The 16062-nt window shown below is 66.3% G+C and carries 15 protein-coding genes; 6 read left to right on the forward strand and 9 right to left on the reverse strand.

The genetic code is table 11. The annotated features are described in order from the left end of the window. Positions 1-147: 147 nt before the first annotated feature. A complete protein-coding gene (locus tag AC1DT7_RS00405; RefSeq protein ID WP_478033465.1) occupies positions 148-1461 on the reverse strand; it encodes a hemolysin family protein in 1314 nt (437 codons plus the stop codon). Between the two features lie 152 nt (positions 1462-1613). On the opposite strand from AC1DT7_RS00405, the gene AC1DT7_RS00410 reads away from it, so the two are divergent. Then, complete coding sequence (locus tag AC1DT7_RS00410) at positions 1614-2291, forward strand: YiaD family glycine zipper/OmpA-like lipoprotein (protein WP_478033466.1); 678 nt, start codon at positions 1614-1616, stop codon at positions 2289-2291. A 302-nt stretch (positions 2292-2593) separates the two neighbouring features. On the opposite strand, the gene AC1DT7_RS00415 is transcribed toward AC1DT7_RS00410, so the two are convergent. Continuing rightward, entirely contained in the window at positions 2594-3022 is a 429-nt protein-coding gene (locus tag AC1DT7_RS00415; RefSeq protein WP_478034226.1) for a nucleoside deaminase, read from the reverse strand. 92 nt (positions 3023-3114) lie between these two features. Further along, on the reverse strand, positions 3115-3396 hold the full coding sequence (locus AC1DT7_RS00420) for a hypothetical protein (protein WP_478033468.1): 282 nt from the start codon (positions 3394-3396) through the stop codon (positions 3115-3117). A 171-nt stretch (positions 3397-3567) separates the two neighbouring features. Here AC1DT7_RS00420 and rpmB point away from each other — a divergent pair, with 171 nt between their 5' ends. Then, positions 3568-3867, forward strand: coding sequence for a 50S ribosomal protein L28 (gene rpmB, locus AC1DT7_RS00425; protein ID WP_478033469.1), 300 nt, complete (start codon positions 3568-3570; stop codon positions 3865-3867). A gap of 64 nt (positions 3868-3931) precedes the next feature. Here rpmB and AC1DT7_RS00430 read toward each other — a convergent pair whose 3' ends face one another. Continuing rightward, entirely contained in the window at positions 3932-4939 is a 1008-nt protein-coding gene (locus tag AC1DT7_RS00430; RefSeq protein ID WP_478033471.1) for an esterase-like activity of phytase family protein, read from the reverse strand. A gap of 140 nt (positions 4940-5079) precedes the next feature. Between AC1DT7_RS00430 and AC1DT7_RS00435 the strand changes: the two genes are divergently transcribed. Further along, entirely contained in the window at positions 5080-5466 is a 387-nt protein-coding gene (locus AC1DT7_RS00435) for a glycine zipper 2TM domain-containing protein (protein ID WP_478033473.1), read from the forward strand. A 205-nt stretch (positions 5467-5671) separates the two neighbouring features. Here the strand turns inward: AC1DT7_RS00435 and phbB are convergent, their stop codons facing one another. The 3 genes from phbB to AC1DT7_RS00450 are packed head-to-tail and all read right to left on the reverse strand — an operon-like array spanning position 5672 to position 9675. Beyond that, a complete protein-coding gene (gene phbB / locus AC1DT7_RS00440) occupies positions 5672-6394 on the reverse strand; it encodes an acetoacetyl-CoA reductase (RefSeq protein ID WP_478033475.1) in 723 nt (240 codons plus the stop codon). 36 nt (positions 6395-6430) lie between these two features. Further along, the gene (gene hemH, locus AC1DT7_RS00445) at positions 6431-7438 is read right to left on the reverse strand and encodes a ferrochelatase (RefSeq protein WP_478033476.1); all 1008 of its coding nucleotides are present in this window, start codon (positions 7436-7438) and stop codon (positions 6431-6433) included. Then, positions 7435-9675, reverse strand: a complete 2241-nt coding sequence (locus AC1DT7_RS00450; RefSeq protein ID WP_478033477.1) for a xanthine dehydrogenase family protein molybdopterin-binding subunit — start codon at positions 9673-9675, stop codon at positions 7435-7437. Before AC1DT7_RS00450 ends, hemH begins: the two co-directional genes overlap by 4 nt. A gap of 397 nt (positions 9676-10072) precedes the next feature. On the opposite strand from AC1DT7_RS00450, the gene AC1DT7_RS00455 reads away from it, so the two are divergent. Further along, positions 10073-11401 carry a cystathionine gamma-synthase family protein gene (locus AC1DT7_RS00455; RefSeq protein WP_478033478.1) on the forward strand — a complete coding sequence of 443 codons (1329 nt, stop codon included), beginning with the start codon at positions 10073-10075 and terminating at the stop codon, positions 11399-11401. Between the two features lie 74 nt (positions 11402-11475). On the opposite strand, the gene AC1DT7_RS00460 is transcribed toward AC1DT7_RS00455, so the two are convergent. Further along, entirely contained in the window at positions 11476-12792 is a 1317-nt protein-coding gene (locus tag AC1DT7_RS00460; protein WP_478033480.1) for an NAD(P)/FAD-dependent oxidoreductase, read from the reverse strand. Positions 12793-12933: 141 nt separating this feature from the next. Here AC1DT7_RS00460 and AC1DT7_RS00465 point away from each other — a divergent pair, with 141 nt between their 5' ends. Continuing rightward, on the forward strand, positions 12934-13734 hold the full coding sequence (locus AC1DT7_RS00465; protein WP_478033481.1) for a hypothetical protein: 801 nt from the start codon (positions 12934-12936) through the stop codon (positions 13732-13734). 61 nt (positions 13735-13795) lie between these two features. Here the strand turns inward: AC1DT7_RS00465 and murA are convergent, their stop codons facing one another. Next, a complete protein-coding gene (murA, locus tag AC1DT7_RS00470; protein ID WP_478033483.1) occupies positions 13796-15079 on the reverse strand; it encodes a UDP-N-acetylglucosamine 1-carboxyvinyltransferase in 1284 nt (427 codons plus the stop codon). A gap of 184 nt (positions 15080-15263) precedes the next feature. Here murA and AC1DT7_RS00475 point away from each other — a divergent pair, with 184 nt between their 5' ends. Beyond that, a complete protein-coding gene (locus AC1DT7_RS00475) occupies positions 15264-15962 on the forward strand; it encodes a Crp/Fnr family transcriptional regulator (RefSeq protein ID WP_478033485.1) in 699 nt (232 codons plus the stop codon). The last annotated feature ends 100 nt before the right edge of the window (positions 15963-16062 follow it).

The following is a 16062-nucleotide window of genomic DNA, read 5'->3' on the forward strand; positions in this document are numbered from 1 at the left end:
GATGCCGGAACAAGTCCGGCATGACGGAATTGTGCGCTTCCGTCCGGCTGGATCAAACGCCAGGCGAGCCGCCACACCGTGTCAGTGGACTATGTAACGGACCTTCGGCCGCGTCGTGAGACGTTCGCGACAAAGGCACGCTCCATTCTAGCGCTTCTTCCTGGCCTCGCTCACCAGCAGCTTGTCGATCCGTCGCCCGTCGAGATCGACCACCTCGAACTTCCAGCCCTGCTCGACAAAGCTCTCGCCTTCGCCCGGCAGGTGGCGGAACACCGCGAGCGCAAGCCCGGCGACCGTCGCATAGTCGCGGTCCTCGGGCAGATCGATGCCGAGCCGTTCGGCCAGCGCATCGGCGGCCATCTGGCCGGCGACCAGCAGCGATCCGTCCTCTCGCTCGACCACCGAGGGCGCGTCGTCCGGGTCCGCATCCGACGCGAACTCTCCCGCGATCGCCGCGAGCAGGTCGGCCGGAGTCACGATGCCTTCGAAATGACCATATTCGTCATGGATCAGCGCCATCGGCACCTCGGCCTGGCGCAGCGCATCGAGCGCATCCATCGCGTCGATCTGGTCGATCACCACCGGCGCCTGGCGCATCAGCACCTTGAGGTCGAGCGGCTCGCCCCTGAACAATGCCACGGCGATGTCGCGGGCCTGGACCACCCCGATCACCGAATCGACCGATCCGTCGGCGACGGGCAGGCGGCTGTGCGAAGCCGCCATCAGGGCAGCGCGGATGCCGGCATCGTCCAGCGTGGCATCGATCCACTCGACATCGGTGCGTGGCGTCATCACCTCACGCACCGGCCGGTCGGCCAGGCGCACCACACCCGAGATGATCGAGCGCTCATGCTCCTCGATCACGCCGGACTTGCTCGCCTCGGCGACGATCAGGTGAAGCTCCTCCGCCGTCACATGATCCTCGGTCTCGCGCTTCAGCCCCATCAGGCGGAACAGCGCGCCGCTCGACGAATCGAGCAGCCAGACGACGGGAGCGGTGCCCCAGGCGAGCGCGAGCAGCGGGCCGGCCATCATCGCAGCGATCGGTTCGGGCGCGCGCAGCGCGATCTGCTTCGGCACCAGTTCCCCGATGACGAGCGACGCATAGGTGGTGATGGCGATGACGATGCCGAAGCCGATCGTCTGCGCAACCTGATCCGACAGGCCGAGAAACGTCAGCCGCGCCGCGACCGGCCCGCCCAGGCTGGCGCCCGAATAGGCGCCGGCCAGAATGCCGATCAGCGTGATGCCGATCTGGGTGGTCGACAGGAACTTGCCGGGGTCGGCCGCCAGCGTCAGCGCGGTGCTGGCGCCGCGCTTCTTCGCCCGTGCCATCGCCTCCAGCCGTGCCTTGCGCGACGAGACGATCGCCAGCTCCGACATGGCGAAAACGCCGTTCAGCACGATCAGCGCGAAGATGATCGCGACGTCGATCCAGGGGAAGGGGGGAAGCGGTGCCATGGCGCGCGTCAAGTCTTTGACCGGTTTCTAGCGCCTGCACAACCGCCTCTGCTGCGCAAAGTTCGAATCGCAGGCGGAACAAGCCGGCGGCGAGGCGTGTTGAACAGGGGTTGGGCGGCGTGCCGGCGCGCCGCGAAAGGGGAGATCAGGTCATGAAACTGTCGAACAGGCTGGTCGCCGTCGGAGCCCTTGCGGCGCTGGTCACGACCAGCGCCTGCACCACCGATCCCGTCACCGGAGAGCGTCGCGTGTCCAAGGCAGCGATCGGCGGCATCGGCGGCGCTTTGGGCGGCTATCTGCTCGGGGACATCGTCGGCGGGCGAAACGACCGTACCGAAAAGATCATCGGTGCCGGCATCGGCGGCATCGCGGGTGCGGGTATCGGCGCCTATATGGACAAGCAGGAACGCGAGATGCGCGCGCGCACCGCGGGCACCGACGTCCAGGTCATCCGCCAGGGCGACGACCTGATCCTGAACATCCCGTCGGGCATCAACTTCGCCTATAACAGCGCCGCGGTCGAACCGCAGTTCCGCCGCACGCTCGACCAGGTCGGACAGGTGCTCGGCCAGTACGACCGGACCTATGTCGATATCTACGGCCATACCGATTCGACCGGCAGCGACGCGTATAACCAGGACCTGTCGGAACGCCGTGCCGGCTCGGTCGCCGATTATCTCGAATCGCGCGGCGTACGCTCGGCGCGAATCGGCATTCGCGGTTTTGGCGAGATGCAGCCAATCGCCTCGAACGATACCGAACAGGGCCGCGCGGCGAATCGCCGGGTGGAGATCAAGATCGTGCCGATCCCGGAAAGCGACATTCGGTAAGTTCGGCAGGAGTGGGACGTGCGAGAACCGCCCAGTCCCTAACCGTCATGCCGGGCTGGTTCGGTAATTATACCCTTCCGACATGTACCTGTTCCCCGGCGAAGGCCGGGGCCCAGTTGGGAAGGCTGTCGTTGTGAAGCGGTGCGCCAGGTTACCAGCGTCCCCCAACTGGGCCCAGTTCCGGGTTGAACATGCCCCGCATGTTCAAGGATCGTCCGGGGGACGATCCGACCCGGTACTCTTCGCCGGGGAGCGAGTTAAAGTACGTGTGCCAACGGTGACGGTGATTATCGGCGCAATCGTCACCGTCTCGCCGCGAAAAAATCCCTGAGCAGCGCCCCCGCCTCCCCTTCACCAATTCCCGGATACACCTCCGGCCGGTGATGCACCGTCGGCTGCGCGAACAGCCGTGGGCCATGCTCGACCGCGCCGCCCTTGGGGTCGCTCGCCCCGTAATAGAGCCGGGCGATTCGGGCATGGGCGATGGCCCCGGCGCACATCGCGCAAGGTTCGAGCGTCACCCACAGATCGCAATCGGACAGCCGGTCGCCACCGATCGATTCGGCTGCGGCGCGAATCGCCAGCATCTCGGCATGGGCGGTCGGATCGTGAAGGGCGCGCGGCGCATTGGCGGCGACCGCCAGAATCTTCCCGTCGAGCACCACGACCGCACCGACAGGCACTTCTCCCGCCGCTGCGGCCTGGGCGGCAGCATCTAGCGCGGCACGCATCGGGGCTGGAATGGGGAACATCCGCCACTCTTGCCCGAGCATCGCCGCCCGGGCCAGCCCGGGCGGCGTGCTGCGACGTCTACTGTGCGGTTTTACTGCGCGGTGTTGCCGGTGGGTTCCCCCGGCTTCGACATGCTCACCGTCGGCACGGTGATGGTCTTTTCGGTGGTGGTGACGGTCGGCACATCGATCGTCTTGTTGACGGTGCCGACGCTCACGGTCGCCATATTGGCATCGACCGAGGGCGCGCTACCGCCATTCACACTGACCGTCGGTAATGAGCCGGGGGTCGCCTTGAAGCTCAACAGGCCGAGCGCCACCATTATGGCGACGACGACAGCGGCGATTCCAACCAGGGCTAGCAGTGCGCGCATGGGCATTCTCCAATCGAGGTAATCGAATCGTTACCGTAATTAACCTACGGCGAGCCACTAGGTTGCATGGAATAAGGCTGAATCGGTTGACGCACTGTCCCGTTACGGCTATCCGCGCCGCCTTTACGGGACCAGCCAGCTCGGTCTGGCCGAAACTCAGGAACACGACTCATGTCGCGCATTTGCGAGCTGACCGGCAAGGGCCGGCTGGTGGGAAACAACGTCTCCCACGCCAACAACAAGACCAAGCGTACCTTTCTGCCGAATCTGCAGAACGTCACGCTGATGTCGGAAGCGCTGGGCACCAGCGTCAAGCTGCGCGTTTCGACGCACGGCCTGCGTTCGGTCGAACATGTCGGCGGCCTCGACAACTGGCTCGTCAAGACCTCGGACGACAAGCTGTCGCTTCGTGCACGCCGCCTGAAGCGCGACGTCCGCAAGAAGCTCGGCGCCGTCGCGGTGGCCGCCTAACCTTTTCGGCTTACGTCGAAAGACACCGGCCTGCTTCCCTCCGGGGAAGCGGGCTGGTTGCGTTTCAACGCCGTTTCGCCCCCGAATCGGGGCGCGCGTCTGGCTCGAGCCTGAACTTCAGCAACAGGCTGCGCTGCAGGAACAGCTGATTGTCGTCGGACACGATCCACACGATCGTCGCCGCGCCTTCACGCGTTATCGCCACCCCTTCGAAATTGTCGTGGACCAGCGGTTTGGCCAGAGTCGCGATCTCGCGCCCCCGCACGACCGCACCCGGCCGAATCGCCGCGGGATCGATCAGCGTCAGCTTGGCCGAAAAATCGAACGGCACCGCGAATCGACGGTTGAGCACCAACAGCCTGCCATCGGGCAGCACCGCCATGTCACTCGGATCATAATGATCGGGTGGAATATAGCTGAAGCGGAATCCCTTGTTCGGCTGCTCGGCCGGATCGCCCGAGAATCGAATCGCCGCCCTGCCCTTGCGCCCAGGCCAAGGCTCCCGCTCCCCGATCACCACGAATCCGCCGTCCGGCAGGCGCGCCATCGCTTCGGCGCCGGTATTGGTCGGCCATTTGGCCATGGCAGACGGTGCGGCGTGCGCCTCGGCGCGACCGAAGCCCGGGGCGAAACGCCAGATCGCATTTGCCCGCTCGAACCCGACCCAGAGCCTCCCGGTCTTCGGGTCGGCGGTCAGCGATTCGCTGTCGCGGTCCTGCTTCAGCCAGCCGGTGCCCGGGCCGGCGGGCAGTTCGGCAAAACTGCGCGCGCTCAGCGCCCATTGCGAATCCATCCGGAAACGCACGATATTGCCGCCATCGCTGAGCAGGGTGAACCGGTCGCCCATGACGGCCATCGCGGAGAATCCGCCAAAGGCCAGATCGGGGCTCCTGAGCTCGACACCGCCGAGCCAGGTCAGTTGCCCGACCTTGTTCAGTGCCGGATTCGCCGGGTCGAGCGCGATTCGCCTGGCCTCGAACACAGGCTCCCGTCCCAGCAGCGCCAGGCGCTTCTCCCCCATCCAGGGCGGCGTCAGGAAGAGCAGCAGCAGGACTGACTGGAGGATGCGCATAGCCAGCGCCCTGATCGACCCCGCCCGCTTGTGCAACAGCCATCGCATCATGAACGGCGGCTAACGACTCCATTCAGGACCAGCTCAAACCGACTCGGCCATAAAGGGTTCAACGACAAGGCATCCAGAGGAGGCTCGCCATGTTCAAGAAATTTTCTTTCGCCGCTGCGGCGGTCGCCATGAGCGCCACCGCATTGATCCCCGCGACGCCTGCCGCCGCGCAGCGTTACGACCGCGAGTATCGCGGCGACCGCTATGATGGTGGCTACGACCGTGGCTATCGCGATGACCGCGGCTATCGCGGCTATGACAATCGCCGGGCCTATCGCGGTTACGACCGTGGCTATCGTGCCCGCTGCAACAACGACACCGGCACGGTGGTCGGCGCGATCGCCGGCGGCTTGCTCGGCAACGGCATCGCCGGGCGCGGCGACCGCCTGCTCGGCACCGTGCTCGGCGCGGGCGCTGGCGCCCTGGCCGGTCGCGCGATCGATCGCTCCGACGATCCGCGCTACTGCCGCCGCTAACCAGATCCCTCGCGTGGTGTAACGAGGGCGAGGGCCGGTACCGCGAGGTGCCGGCCCTCATCCGTTGTGGGAAGAATCTTCTCTTCCGGGAAAGCGCCGGCGGCAAAGCCGCCGTCGGCCGGGTTGGGCGAGGCCCACCCGCCGGCCGTGCTGGGCGCTGCGCGGCTTGCTGCGCACCGGCAGGACGCAGTCCCGCCTGCGCCCGTCAGTACATATGCTGCCCGCCATTGATCGACAGCGTCGATCCGGTCACGAACCCGCCCTCTTCCGAGCACAGGAACGCGACGCCGCGGGCGATTTCGTGTGCCTGGCCGAGCCGTCCGACCGGGATCTTGGCCACGATCTTCTCCAGCACGTCGGCCGGCACCGCCGCGACCATGTCGGTGTCGATATAGCCCGGCGCGATCGCATTGACCGTCACGCCGGCCCGCGCGCCTTCCTGCGCCAGTGCCTTGGTGAAGCCATGGATGCCCGATTTCGCGGCAGCATAATTGACCTGGCCGTACTGGCCGGCCTGGCCGTTGATCGAACCGATATTGACGATCCGCCCCCATTTGCGCTCGCGCATGCCGGGGAACACCGCCTTGGCCATGTTGAAGCAACCGCCGAGATTGGTGTCCATGACCTCCTTCCACATCTGATAGGTCATCTTCAGGATCGTGCCGTCACGGGTGATGCCCGCATTGTTGACGACGATGTCGACCGGGCCAAGCTCCTCGGCGACCTTCGCGCAGCCTTCCTGGCAGGCATCGTAATCGCCCACGTCCCATTTATACGCGGCGATGCCGGTCCGCTCGGTGAACTCACGGGCGCGCTCGTCATTGCCGGCATAGTTCGCCGCGACGGTCATCCCCATATCCTGGAGTGCCAGGCTGATCGCCTCGCCGATTCCGCGTGTTCCGCCGGTAACGATCGCGACGCGTGCCATAAATACTCTCCCTGGGGTTCGGTGCCGGGGGTCAGGCTAGGCGGGCAGGTTCCAGCCTTCAAGCTCCCGTTGCAGCAATGTGCGCAACATTTCCATGCCCGTCGGGCTGTCGTTGAGGCAGGGCAGATAGGCGAAATGGGTTCCGCCCGCGGCCAGAAAACTTTCCCGCCCGCGGATGTTCAGTTCCTCGAGCGTCTCGAGACAGTCGGCGGAGAAGCCCGGCGAAACGATCGCCACCCTGGCCACGCCCCTGCCGGGCAATGCCTCAAGCGTCCTGTCGGTCGCCGGTTCGAGCCATTTCGCCCGGCCGAACCGCGACTGGAAAGCGACGATCAGTTCACGCCCAAGCGCCTCGCCGAGCAGCCGCCCCGTCTTCTGGCAATGACAATGATAGGGGTCGCCCAGTTCCAGCGTCCGCTGCGGCATGCCGTGGAAGCTGGCGACGATCGCCTGGGGCTCGAAATCCAGCGCGGCCAGCGACGCCTCGACCGAAACCTTCAGCGCCGCGATATAAGCGGGGTCGTCATGATAGGGCGGCAGGGTGCGAATCGCCGGTTGCCAGCGCATGCCGGCCAGCGTCTCGAACGCCTTGTCATTGGCGGTCGCGGTCGTTGCTGCGCAATATTGCGGGTAGAGCGGCGCGAGCAGAATCCGCTCGCATCCCGCCGCCTTCATCGCCGCGAGCTTGGCGCCGATCGCCGGATTGCCGTAGCGCATCGCCCAGTCGACCATCACGCCTGGCCCGAAGGCGCCCTGCAGCGCCACCGCCTGAGCCCGTGTGATCGCAGCGAGCGGGGACCCGTCCTCCCGCCAGACCTGGCCATAGGCATGCGCCGACTTTTTCGGCCGCGTATTCAAGATGATCCCGCGCAATATCGGTTGCCACAGGAGCGGCGATATCTCCACCACCCGCCGGTCGGACAGGAACTCGCCAAGATAGCGTTTCACTGCCCCGGCATCGGGCGCGTCGGGCGTGCCGAGATTGATCAGCAGGACGCCCACCTTGGGCGACGGGATGGCCGGATGGCCCGCCGGAAGCGTCATGACTCGCCGGGCGCCAGGGGAAGGGTGCGCATACGGAAGCCAGTAGAGGCCTGGAGCGCATTGGCAATGGCCGGCGCGATCGGCGGCACGCCCAGTTCGCCCACGCCGCCGGGGTCAGCCTCGCTGCGGATCATCTCGATGGTGATGTCGGGCGTATCGGCCAGGCGCGGCAGATCGATATCGCCGAAGGTGCGCGCGTCCGCCACATTCTCGGTGAAGCTAGTGGAGGCCCCGAGGGCCGCCGCCATGCCGAAGATGAGCCCGCCCTCGATCTGCTGGCGCACCACGTCGGGATTGACCTGACGGCCGCAATCGACCGCCGCGACGATCCGGTCGACCACCGGGCGCTGGCCTTCGTCGATATGCGCCTCTGCCAGCACCGCGATATGGCTGCCGCGAAAGCTGTGACAGGCAATGCCCTGGCCGCTGCCCTGGATACCGCCCTCCCAGCCACCGAGCGACGCGGCGGTCGACAGGCACCGCGCCAGCCGGGCATCGCCGCCGAGCATGCCGATCCGGAACGAGAGCGGCTCGGTCCCCGCGACATGCGCCAGCTCGTCGAGGAAACATTCGGTGAAGAAGCTCGTGTAGCTGTGCGCGCCGGATCGCCAATGGCCGGTCGGCACGCCGATCTCGGCCGGATGATGGTCGATCGCATAAGCCGGCATGCGGTAGAAGGGCTTGGCCCCCGCAACCGCATAGGCATCGCCTACCCCCGGCAGGGTGAGCGCGGCGCGTGCCGCCTTGTCGGTGCCCATCAGCCGCCCGGCCAGTTCCCGGCCCGTCGTCGGCGCTGCGATCTTGGCGAGCCAGCCGAGGATCTGTCCATTGGGACCGAGCCGTGCCGACATCCGCGCCGCGGCGGGCGGGCGATAACGGTCGTGCATCATGTCCTCGCTGCGCGACCAGACGAGCTGGACCGGACGCTTGAGCTTTTCCGCCAGGATCGCAGCCTGCTCGGCCGCGAGATGTTCGAGATTGGCGCCGAAGGAGCCCCCGATCAGCATCGGATGGACGACGACATTATCCTCGGCGATGCCGAGCACGGCCGCAGCCGCGGCGCGGGCAAGGCCAGGCGCCTGGGTCGGCAGCCATAGTTGCAGCCGTCCGCCCGAATAATGCGCGGTGGCGGTCATCGTCTCCAGCGCGGCGTGGACTGCGAGGCCGGCACGATATTCGGCGGTGACCAGCCGCGCTCCCTTGAACGCGGCCGACAGATCGCCCTCCGCCGCCATGCGCTCGCCCGGGCCGTCGAGCGCGGCGGTCAATGCCTCGTCGATGCTGCTCGAACTGATGATGGCGCCGCGCGTCTCGAAGCGGGGGCGCATCGCCGCCAGCGCCTGATTCGCCGCCCACCAGTTGTTGCCGATCGCCGCGACCCATTGATCGTTGGTCGCGACCGACAGCACCCCTCGAATCCGGTCGGCAGCGGCGCGATCGACGCTGATCAGCTTCGAATCGCCAACCGGCCCCTGGCGAATCGCCGCGAACACCATGTCCGGCAGGCGGACATCGCCGGCGAAATTGGCCGATCCGTCGACCTTGGACGGCACATCGAGCCGGGGCAGCGACTGGCCGAGCAGGCGATTGGAGTCGCCGCTGCGCAGCGGCAGCGGGTTGGGCAGCGATCCGCCAACCGCCTCCGCCGCCAGCTCGCCGAACCGCAGCCTGTCGCTGCCATGGATGACGAAGCCGCCGGCGGTACCGCAGGCCTGCCAGTCGACCTTCCAGCGTTCCGCCGCTGCCTTGCACAGCAGCACCCGCGCCGCTGCCCCCGCGCTGCGCAGGTCGGCCTCGAAGGCGCGGATCGACGTCGATCCGCCCGTCAGCACCAGCGCGGTGCGCGATGCATGCCCCGACCGGAGCGGTGCCGGCAGCGTGTCGAACACGCCTTCGAACAGCACGTCGGCGGCCATGGGATTGGCATAGAGCGGGTTGAGCGGCGCAGGCTCCACCGCCACGGTCCGCCAGTCGGCGCCAAGCTCGTCGGCGAGGATCTGCGGCAAGGTGGTATAGACGCCCTGGCCATGTTCGGCCTGCGGCACGGCGACGGCGACATGCCCGTCGACGCCGATCTTCAGCCAGGCATCGAAGATCGTCTCACCCGTCGCCGCGGTCAGATTGGGCGCATAGTCGCGTGGCCATACCCCCCAAGCGACGAACAGTCCCAGCCCGACGCCGCCGCCGATCAGCAGGGATCTCCGGTCGATGTTCTGGAGTGCGTCGCGAACCGCCATCCTGCGGCTCTATCCTGCAGCGCCTGTTCGGGAAAGGCCCGCCCTTCCCCCTGATTGTCGCAACCCTCGCCGCGCGATAGCGCGTGAATCCGGGGGGTGACGGGCACCGGCCTTTTCAGTTCCTCTCTATCTTGTTGTTATGTAATGATCTTTGGACAGGTTCACCTCAACTGGAATGTCATCGACCCTCATGACATTCCCGACAGCCATGGCTGCAACCACCGCCATTCGATTCAAACCGGCGCTGCCCCCTTTTAGAGGTGCCGGCACGGAACGACCCTGAACGAGGCTGGTTACGTCATGGGAACGAGCGGGATCGCGTTCCCGCTCAAACCGGTATCAAATGCGACTATCGCGCGGTAGAACGCCCGCAACAGCCTCTCGACGGGATATCATCATGGCGATCAAGAACGAAGACGAAGCCGATCTGACCGGCGTCGCGCCGCGCACCAAGCCCAAGCCGTCAGTCGAGAAGATCGGCGACCGCAAGCTGAAGCCGTCAACCCTGATGATGGGCCATGGCTATGATCCGATGCTGTCGGAAGGGTCGCTGAAGCCGCCGATCTTCCTCACCTCGACCTTCGTCTTTCCCAATGCGGCGGCAGGCAAGCGCCATTTCGAGGGCGTGACCGGCAAACGCCCGGGCGGTGCCGAGGGCCTGGTCTATTCGCGCTTCAACGGCCCGAACCAGGAAATCCTCGAAGACCGGCTGGGCATCTGGGAAGACGCCGAGGATGCGCTCGCCTTTTCCTCGGGCATGTCGGCGATCGCCACCCTGTTCCTGTCGATGGTCAGGCCGGGCGACACGATCGTCCATTCGGGCCCGCTCTACGCCGCGACCGAGACGCTGATCGCGCGCATCCTTGGCCGCTTCGGGGTTCACTGGCTCGACTTCCCGGCGGGCGCGACCCGCGAGGAGATCGATGCGGTGCTGAGCAAGGCCGCAAGCGGCCGTGTTGCGCTGATCTATCTCGAAAGCCCGGCCAATCCGACCAATGCGCTAGTCGATATCCAGGCAGTCGCCGCCAGCCGCGACGCGATCTTCAAAAACGCAGCGGAAAAGCCGCCGATCGCGATCGACAATACTTTCCTCGGCCCGCTCTGGCTCAAGCCGCTGGAGCATGGCGCCGACATCGTCGTCTATTCGCTGACCAAATATGCCGGCGGGCACAGCGACCTCGTCGCGGGCGGCGTGCTCGGATCGAAGGAGCACATCAACACCATCCGCCTGATGCGCAACACAATCGGCACGATCTGCGACCCGCACACTGCCTGGATGCTGATGCGCAGCCTTGAGACGCTCGAGCTGCGCATGAGCCGCGCCGGCGAGAATGCGGTGAAGGTGTGCGAATTCCTGCGCAGCCACCCCAAGGTGGAACGCGTCGGCTATCTCGGTTTCCTGGAGAGCACGCCGGGCATGGAGCGCCAGGCCGATATCTATCGCCGCCATTGCACCGGCGCCGGATCGACCTTCTCGCTGATCGTGAAGGGCGGCGAGAAAGAGGCCTTCGCGTTCCTCGACGCGCTGAAGATCGCCAAGCTGGCGGTCAGCCTGGGCGGGACCGAGACGCTGGCGAGCCATCCGGCGGCGATGACGCATCTCTCGGTGCCCGATGCGCGGAAGCAGGCGCTGGGGATTACCGACAATCTGGTGCGCATCTCGATCGGGGTGGAGGATGCGGACGATCTGATCGCCGACTTCCGGCAGGCGCTGGATTCGATTTAGCCACCTTATTCCGTCATGCCGGACTTGTTCCGGCGTGACGGTAGGGGTGGGGGATAGCGCGCGCTTCCAACGAGTCAGTGCAGCTTCAGCCTCGGCCGGATGATCGTATTGACCCGGCCGATCACGATCAGCCCGATACCGCGCAGCCAACCATGGATCGCGATCAGGTGCATGCGGTAGAGCGACACATAGACGAAGCGCGCGAGCCGCCCTTCGATCGCCATGCGCCCGCCGACGAGGTTGCCCATCAGGCTGCCGACCGTGGAGAAGCGGCTGATCGACACCAGCGAGCCATGGTCGTGATAGACGAATGGCTTGAGCGGCCGGTCGTTCATCAGCCGCACGAGATTGTGGAAGATGGTGGTCGCCATCTGGTGGGCGGCCTGGGCGCGGGGCGGCACCGGGCGGCCCGTCGTGGGGTCGAGGCAGGAACAGCAATCGCCAAGGGCGAAGATCCGGTCATCCAACGTGGTCTGCAGCGTCGGCTTCACCAACAGCTGGTTATTGGGATTGGTCTCCAGCCCGCCGATATGGTCGAGCGTCGCAGCCCCCTTCACGCCTGCGGCCCAGACGCGCAATTCGCCGACGATATGTTCGCCCTCCGCGGTGACGATCGCGTCGGTGGTCACTTTGGTGACCCGCGTGTTGGTCAGCACGCGCACGCCGAGCGTCTCGAGCTCGCCCTGTGCCGCGGCGGCCAGTTTTTCCGGGAGCGCGGGCAGGATGCGCGGGCCGGCCTCGATCAGCGTCACCTCAAGTCGTTTCTCGTCGAAGGTCTCGAGCCCGTAAAAGCGCAGCGCCGCGGCCGAATTGAACAGCTCGGCGGTCAGCTCGACCCCGGTCGCGCCGCCGCCCACCACGGCGATGCGGACATGCTCGTCCGACGACGGATCGACGCTCATCGCGCGCGACACCCTCAGGCAGTGATTGAGCAGGCGGTTGCGGAACCGGTCGGCCTGGGCGCGGTCGTCGAGCACCATGCAATTCTCGCGAACGCCCGGTGTGCCGAAATCATTGGTGACCGAGCCGACCGCGAGCACGAGATAGTCGTAGCGGATCGCATGGCGGCCGATCAGCTCGCTGCCATCCTCGTCGAGCAGGGGCGCAACCCACACCTCGCGCTTGTCCCTGTCGACGCTCTCCAGCGTGCCGAGGAAGAAGCGATAGCCCCACCGATAGCAATGGCTGCGATAGCCGACCTCGTCGAGATTCGCGTCGAGCGATCCAGCCGCGACCTCGTGCAGCAGCGGTTTCCAGATATGGGTGCGGTTGCGTTCGACCAGGATGATGTCGTGGTGTTTGCGGCCATATTTCGCGCCGAGCCTGCGCGCGAGCTCGAGCCCGCCCGCCCCCCCGCCGACGATCACGATCTGAATCTTGCGTTCGGTCAAACGTCATCCCCACATGGCCGGCCGAACCATCACGATAGCAGGTGGCCCGTCGCTGGCGAGGAAGATTTGGCATGGGGCCACCGCCCTTGAACTTCGCCGAAAAGCTGGTCAGCGTCCGGCATGGACACGGGAGGGACGCAGATGATTTCAGGCAGCCAGGGCATCGACCCGCGCTCCCTGTTCGGCGAATTCACGAGCGACCTGTGGTTCCCGCATTATGCCCAGGGCAGCTGGGGCCCCTGGTCGATACGGATCATCGCAATGCCGGCGGCGCGCGGCTATTGGGGTGATATGTATGGCATGGCGGGCACCGTCATCCTGAGAGGACCTGTCGAGGACGGCCAGGCAAGCTGGATGTCGATCGTGCCGATGGAGGTCGAGAGCCAGGAGATCGGCATCGCCGCCGCGCGGGGCCACACGGTGGTGCTGGGGCTCGGCATGGGCTGGTGCGCGGCCAACGTCGCGCTCAAGCCGGCCGTCGAGCGCGTTACCGTGGTCGAGCGCGATCCCGACGTGATCGCCCTGATCGATGGGCTGGGCATTTTCAGCCAGTTGCCAGCAGAGGCGCGGGCGAAGATCCGCGTCGTGCAGGCCGATGCGCTCGAATGGCGCCCCGACGCCCCGGTGGACAGCGTGCAGGCCGATATCTGGGCCAAGTTCGTCGAGCCCCAGAAATGGGCCGATGTTCACCGCATGCAGGACAATATCGAGGCGGCAAGCTTCTATTTCTGGGGACAGGAAATGGAACTGTGGCGGCTGGCCTGCCGCGCGCATGGCGGCATACCGACGTCGCTGGATCGAGGTGGGATCAACCGGCTGATCGAGGATACCGGCCTGCCGTTGGTCTGCCCCGACTGGCCCGATTACGGCGAGCGCATCGTGGCTGCCGCGGCCTGGTGGACACCGCGAGCCGAGGGCTGGTGGGCCAAGACAACCCCGTAGAATAGTTCATGCCGACCTTGTTCGACCAACGGACAGTGGCCGCGAATCCTAGTCGCCGGCCTCAGCCATCGCTGACGCGTTCGATATCCGCACCCACCGCGCTCAGTTTCTCCTCCAACCGCTCGTAACCGCGATCGAGGTGATAGACGCGCTGGACCTGGGTTTCGCCCTCGGCGGCGAGGCCGGCGAGGATCAGGCTCATCGAGGCGCGCAGGTCGGTCGCCATCACCGGCGCACCAACCAGCTTGTCGACGCCGCGTACCACGGCGGTGCGGCCGCGCACCTGGATGTCGGCGCCCATGCGCGCGAGTTCGGGCACGTGCATGTAGCGATTCTCGAAGATCGTCTCGGTCAGCACGCTGGCGCCGTCAGCCAGGGCAAGCATGGCCATGAACTGCGCCTGCATGTCGGTGGCGAAGCCCGGGAAAGGCGCGGTCGACAGGGTCAGCGGGCCGAGCCGGCCGGTCGCCTCGACGAACAGACTGTTGCCGCGTTCCTCGACCGTGACGCCTGCTTCGACCAGCGCCGCGACGGTCGCGCGCATATCGTCCATCGCCACGCCGACCAGTTCGAGCGCACCCCCGGTGATCGCGGCGGCACAGGCATAGCTGCCCGCCTCGATCCGGTCCGGCATCACGGCATAGGTCGCGCCGTGCAACCGGTCGCGTCCCTCGATCTCCAGCGTCTCGGTACCGATGCCCGAAATCGACGCGCCCATCGCGACGAGCATATTGCAGAGATCGACGATTTCCGGTTCGCGCGCCGCATTTTCGATGACCGAGCCACCCCTGGCAGTCACCGCCGCCATCACCGCATTCTCGGTCGCGCCGACCGACACGATCGGGAAGGTAACACGACCACCGGGCAGGCGTCCGCCCGGCGCTGTCGCCTTCACATAGCCCGCGGCGAGTTCGATTTCCGCGCCGAGCGCTTCCATCGCCTTGAGATGAAGGTCGATCGGCCGGTTGCCGATGGCGCAGCCGCCGGGCAGGGACACCGTCGCCTCGCCGGCGCGGCCGATCAGCGGGCCGAGCACCAGGATCGACGCGCGCATCTTACGCACGATATCGTAAGGCGCCTCGGTCGCGGTCAGCTTGCCGGCCCGGATCGTCATCACCCGGCCGAAATCCTCGGGCCGTGCGCCCTCGATCTGGGTCGAGCAACCGAGCTGGTTAAGCAGGTGCCCGAAGCTGTCCACATCGGCCAGGCGCGGCAGGTTCCTCAGCGTCACCGGCTCCTCGGTGAGGAGCGCGCAGGGCATGAGGGTGAGCGCGGCGTTCTTGGCGCCCGAGATGGGGAGACGGCCCGAAAGACGGTTGCCGCCGCGGATGAGGATACGGTCCATTGGCGGCTTCTATCGTCTGCGCGTCCCCGCGCAAGTGGCCCCTTCGAGAAGCACAAGTTGTTGACGCCATGGTTACAACGCTTGATCGACTTTAATGCACTGATTCTCCTGCGATGCTCTGGCTTACCGGGGTTGGGGGGACGTGTTCGTGCCGGGTAGTTGCTTCGCTGAAAGATTGAGCGACATGGTCGCGCTGACGACTGGCGAGCACCGCGCCCTCGAACAGCTTGAGGAACGCGAGCGCCATCTGCGTCGTGGCGCCACCCTGCAACGCGAGAACGACCGGTGCAGCGAGGTGTTCATCCTGCGTAGCGGCACGATGATGAGTTCAGTGCTGCTCGATGACGGCAGCCGCCAGATTCTGCGATTCCTGTTCCCCGGCGACATGATGGGAGTATCCTCTCTGGTTTACAGCGAGGCGCCGGAGACGATCACCGCGCTGACCGATGCGGTCGTCTGCCCGTTCGAGCGCACCGCGGTGAGCAAGCTGATCGGCGACCATCCGCGCCTCGCCGCGCTGATCATGGTCTACAACCAGATCGAACGCGCGGCGCTGACCGACCGGCTGGCGGCGCTGGGCCGCACATCGGCCAAGGCTCGTGTCGCCGGCATCCTGCTCGAAATGCGCAATCGCATGCGCATGCTCGACAAGGCGACCAACGCAACCTTCACGCTCGGCCTGACCCAGGAGGAGATCGGGGACGCGACCGGGCTGACCGCGGTCCATGTCAATCGCATGCTGCGGCAGCTGGAAGAGGAAGGCATCATCGCCCGCGAAGGTGGCCGGGTAACGCTGACCGACGAGCGCGCTTTGCAGCGGGCCGCGAATTTCGTGGATCGTTATGCCGGGCTGGACCTGGGGTGGCTGCCGGCTGCGCGGTGAGTTTTTGTTTCTCCGGGCGCGGAGAGGGGAAACAGCGGAGCTGGTGGAGCGGGCTTCCACAGACGGTACGCCTGGGGAGCCCCCCTCCACCACCCGCCTG

This window comes from Sphingomonas sp. P3_C6 (assembly GCF_056402595.1).

What these genes read in the sequence shown, in the direction of transcription:
- AC1DT7_RS00405 (WP_478033465.1), bottom strand. Translation starts at nt 1,461, where the DNA reads ATGGCACCGCTTCCCCCCTTCCCCTGGATCGACGTCGCGATCATCTTC.
- AC1DT7_RS00410 (WP_478033466.1), top strand. Translation starts at nt 1,614, where the DNA reads ATGAAACTGTCGAACAGGCTGGTCGCCGTCGGAGCCCTTGCGGCGCTG.
- AC1DT7_RS00415 (WP_478034226.1), bottom strand. Translation starts at nt 3,022, where the DNA reads ATGCGTGCCGCGCTAGATGCTGCCGCCCAGGCCGCAGCGGCGGGAGAA.
- AC1DT7_RS00420 (WP_478033468.1), bottom strand. Translation starts at nt 3,396, where the DNA reads ATGCGCGCACTGCTAGCCCTGGTTGGAATCGCCGCTGTCGTCGTCGCC.
- rpmB (WP_478033469.1), top strand. Translation starts at nt 3,568, where the DNA reads ATGTCGCGCATTTGCGAGCTGACCGGCAAGGGCCGGCTGGTGGGAAAC.
- AC1DT7_RS00430 (WP_478033471.1), bottom strand. Translation starts at nt 4,939, where the DNA reads ATGCGCATCCTCCAGTCAGTCCTGCTGCTGCTCTTCCTGACGCCGCCC.
- AC1DT7_RS00435 (WP_478033473.1), top strand. Translation starts at nt 5,080, where the DNA reads ATGTTCAAGAAATTTTCTTTCGCCGCTGCGGCGGTCGCCATGAGCGCC.
- phbB (WP_478033475.1), bottom strand. Translation starts at nt 6,394, where the DNA reads ATGGCACGCGTCGCGATCGTTACCGGCGGAACACGCGGAATCGGCGAG.
- hemH (WP_478033476.1), bottom strand. Translation starts at nt 7,438, where the DNA reads ATGACGCTTCCGGCGGGCCATCCGGCCATCCCGTCGCCCAAGGTGGGC.
- AC1DT7_RS00450 (WP_478033477.1), bottom strand. Translation starts at nt 9,675, where the DNA reads ATGGCGGTTCGCGACGCACTCCAGAACATCGACCGGAGATCCCTGCTG.
- AC1DT7_RS00455 (WP_478033478.1), top strand. Translation starts at nt 10,073, where the DNA reads ATGGCGATCAAGAACGAAGACGAAGCCGATCTGACCGGCGTCGCGCCG.
- AC1DT7_RS00465 (WP_478033481.1), top strand. Translation starts at nt 12,934, where the DNA reads ATGATTTCAGGCAGCCAGGGCATCGACCCGCGCTCCCTGTTCGGCGAA.
- murA (WP_478033483.1), bottom strand. Translation starts at nt 15,079, where the DNA reads ATGGACCGTATCCTCATCCGCGGCGGCAACCGTCTTTCGGGCCGTCTC.
- AC1DT7_RS00475 (WP_478033485.1), top strand. Translation starts at nt 15,264, where the DNA reads ATGGTCGCGCTGACGACTGGCGAGCACCGCGCCCTCGAACAGCTTGAG.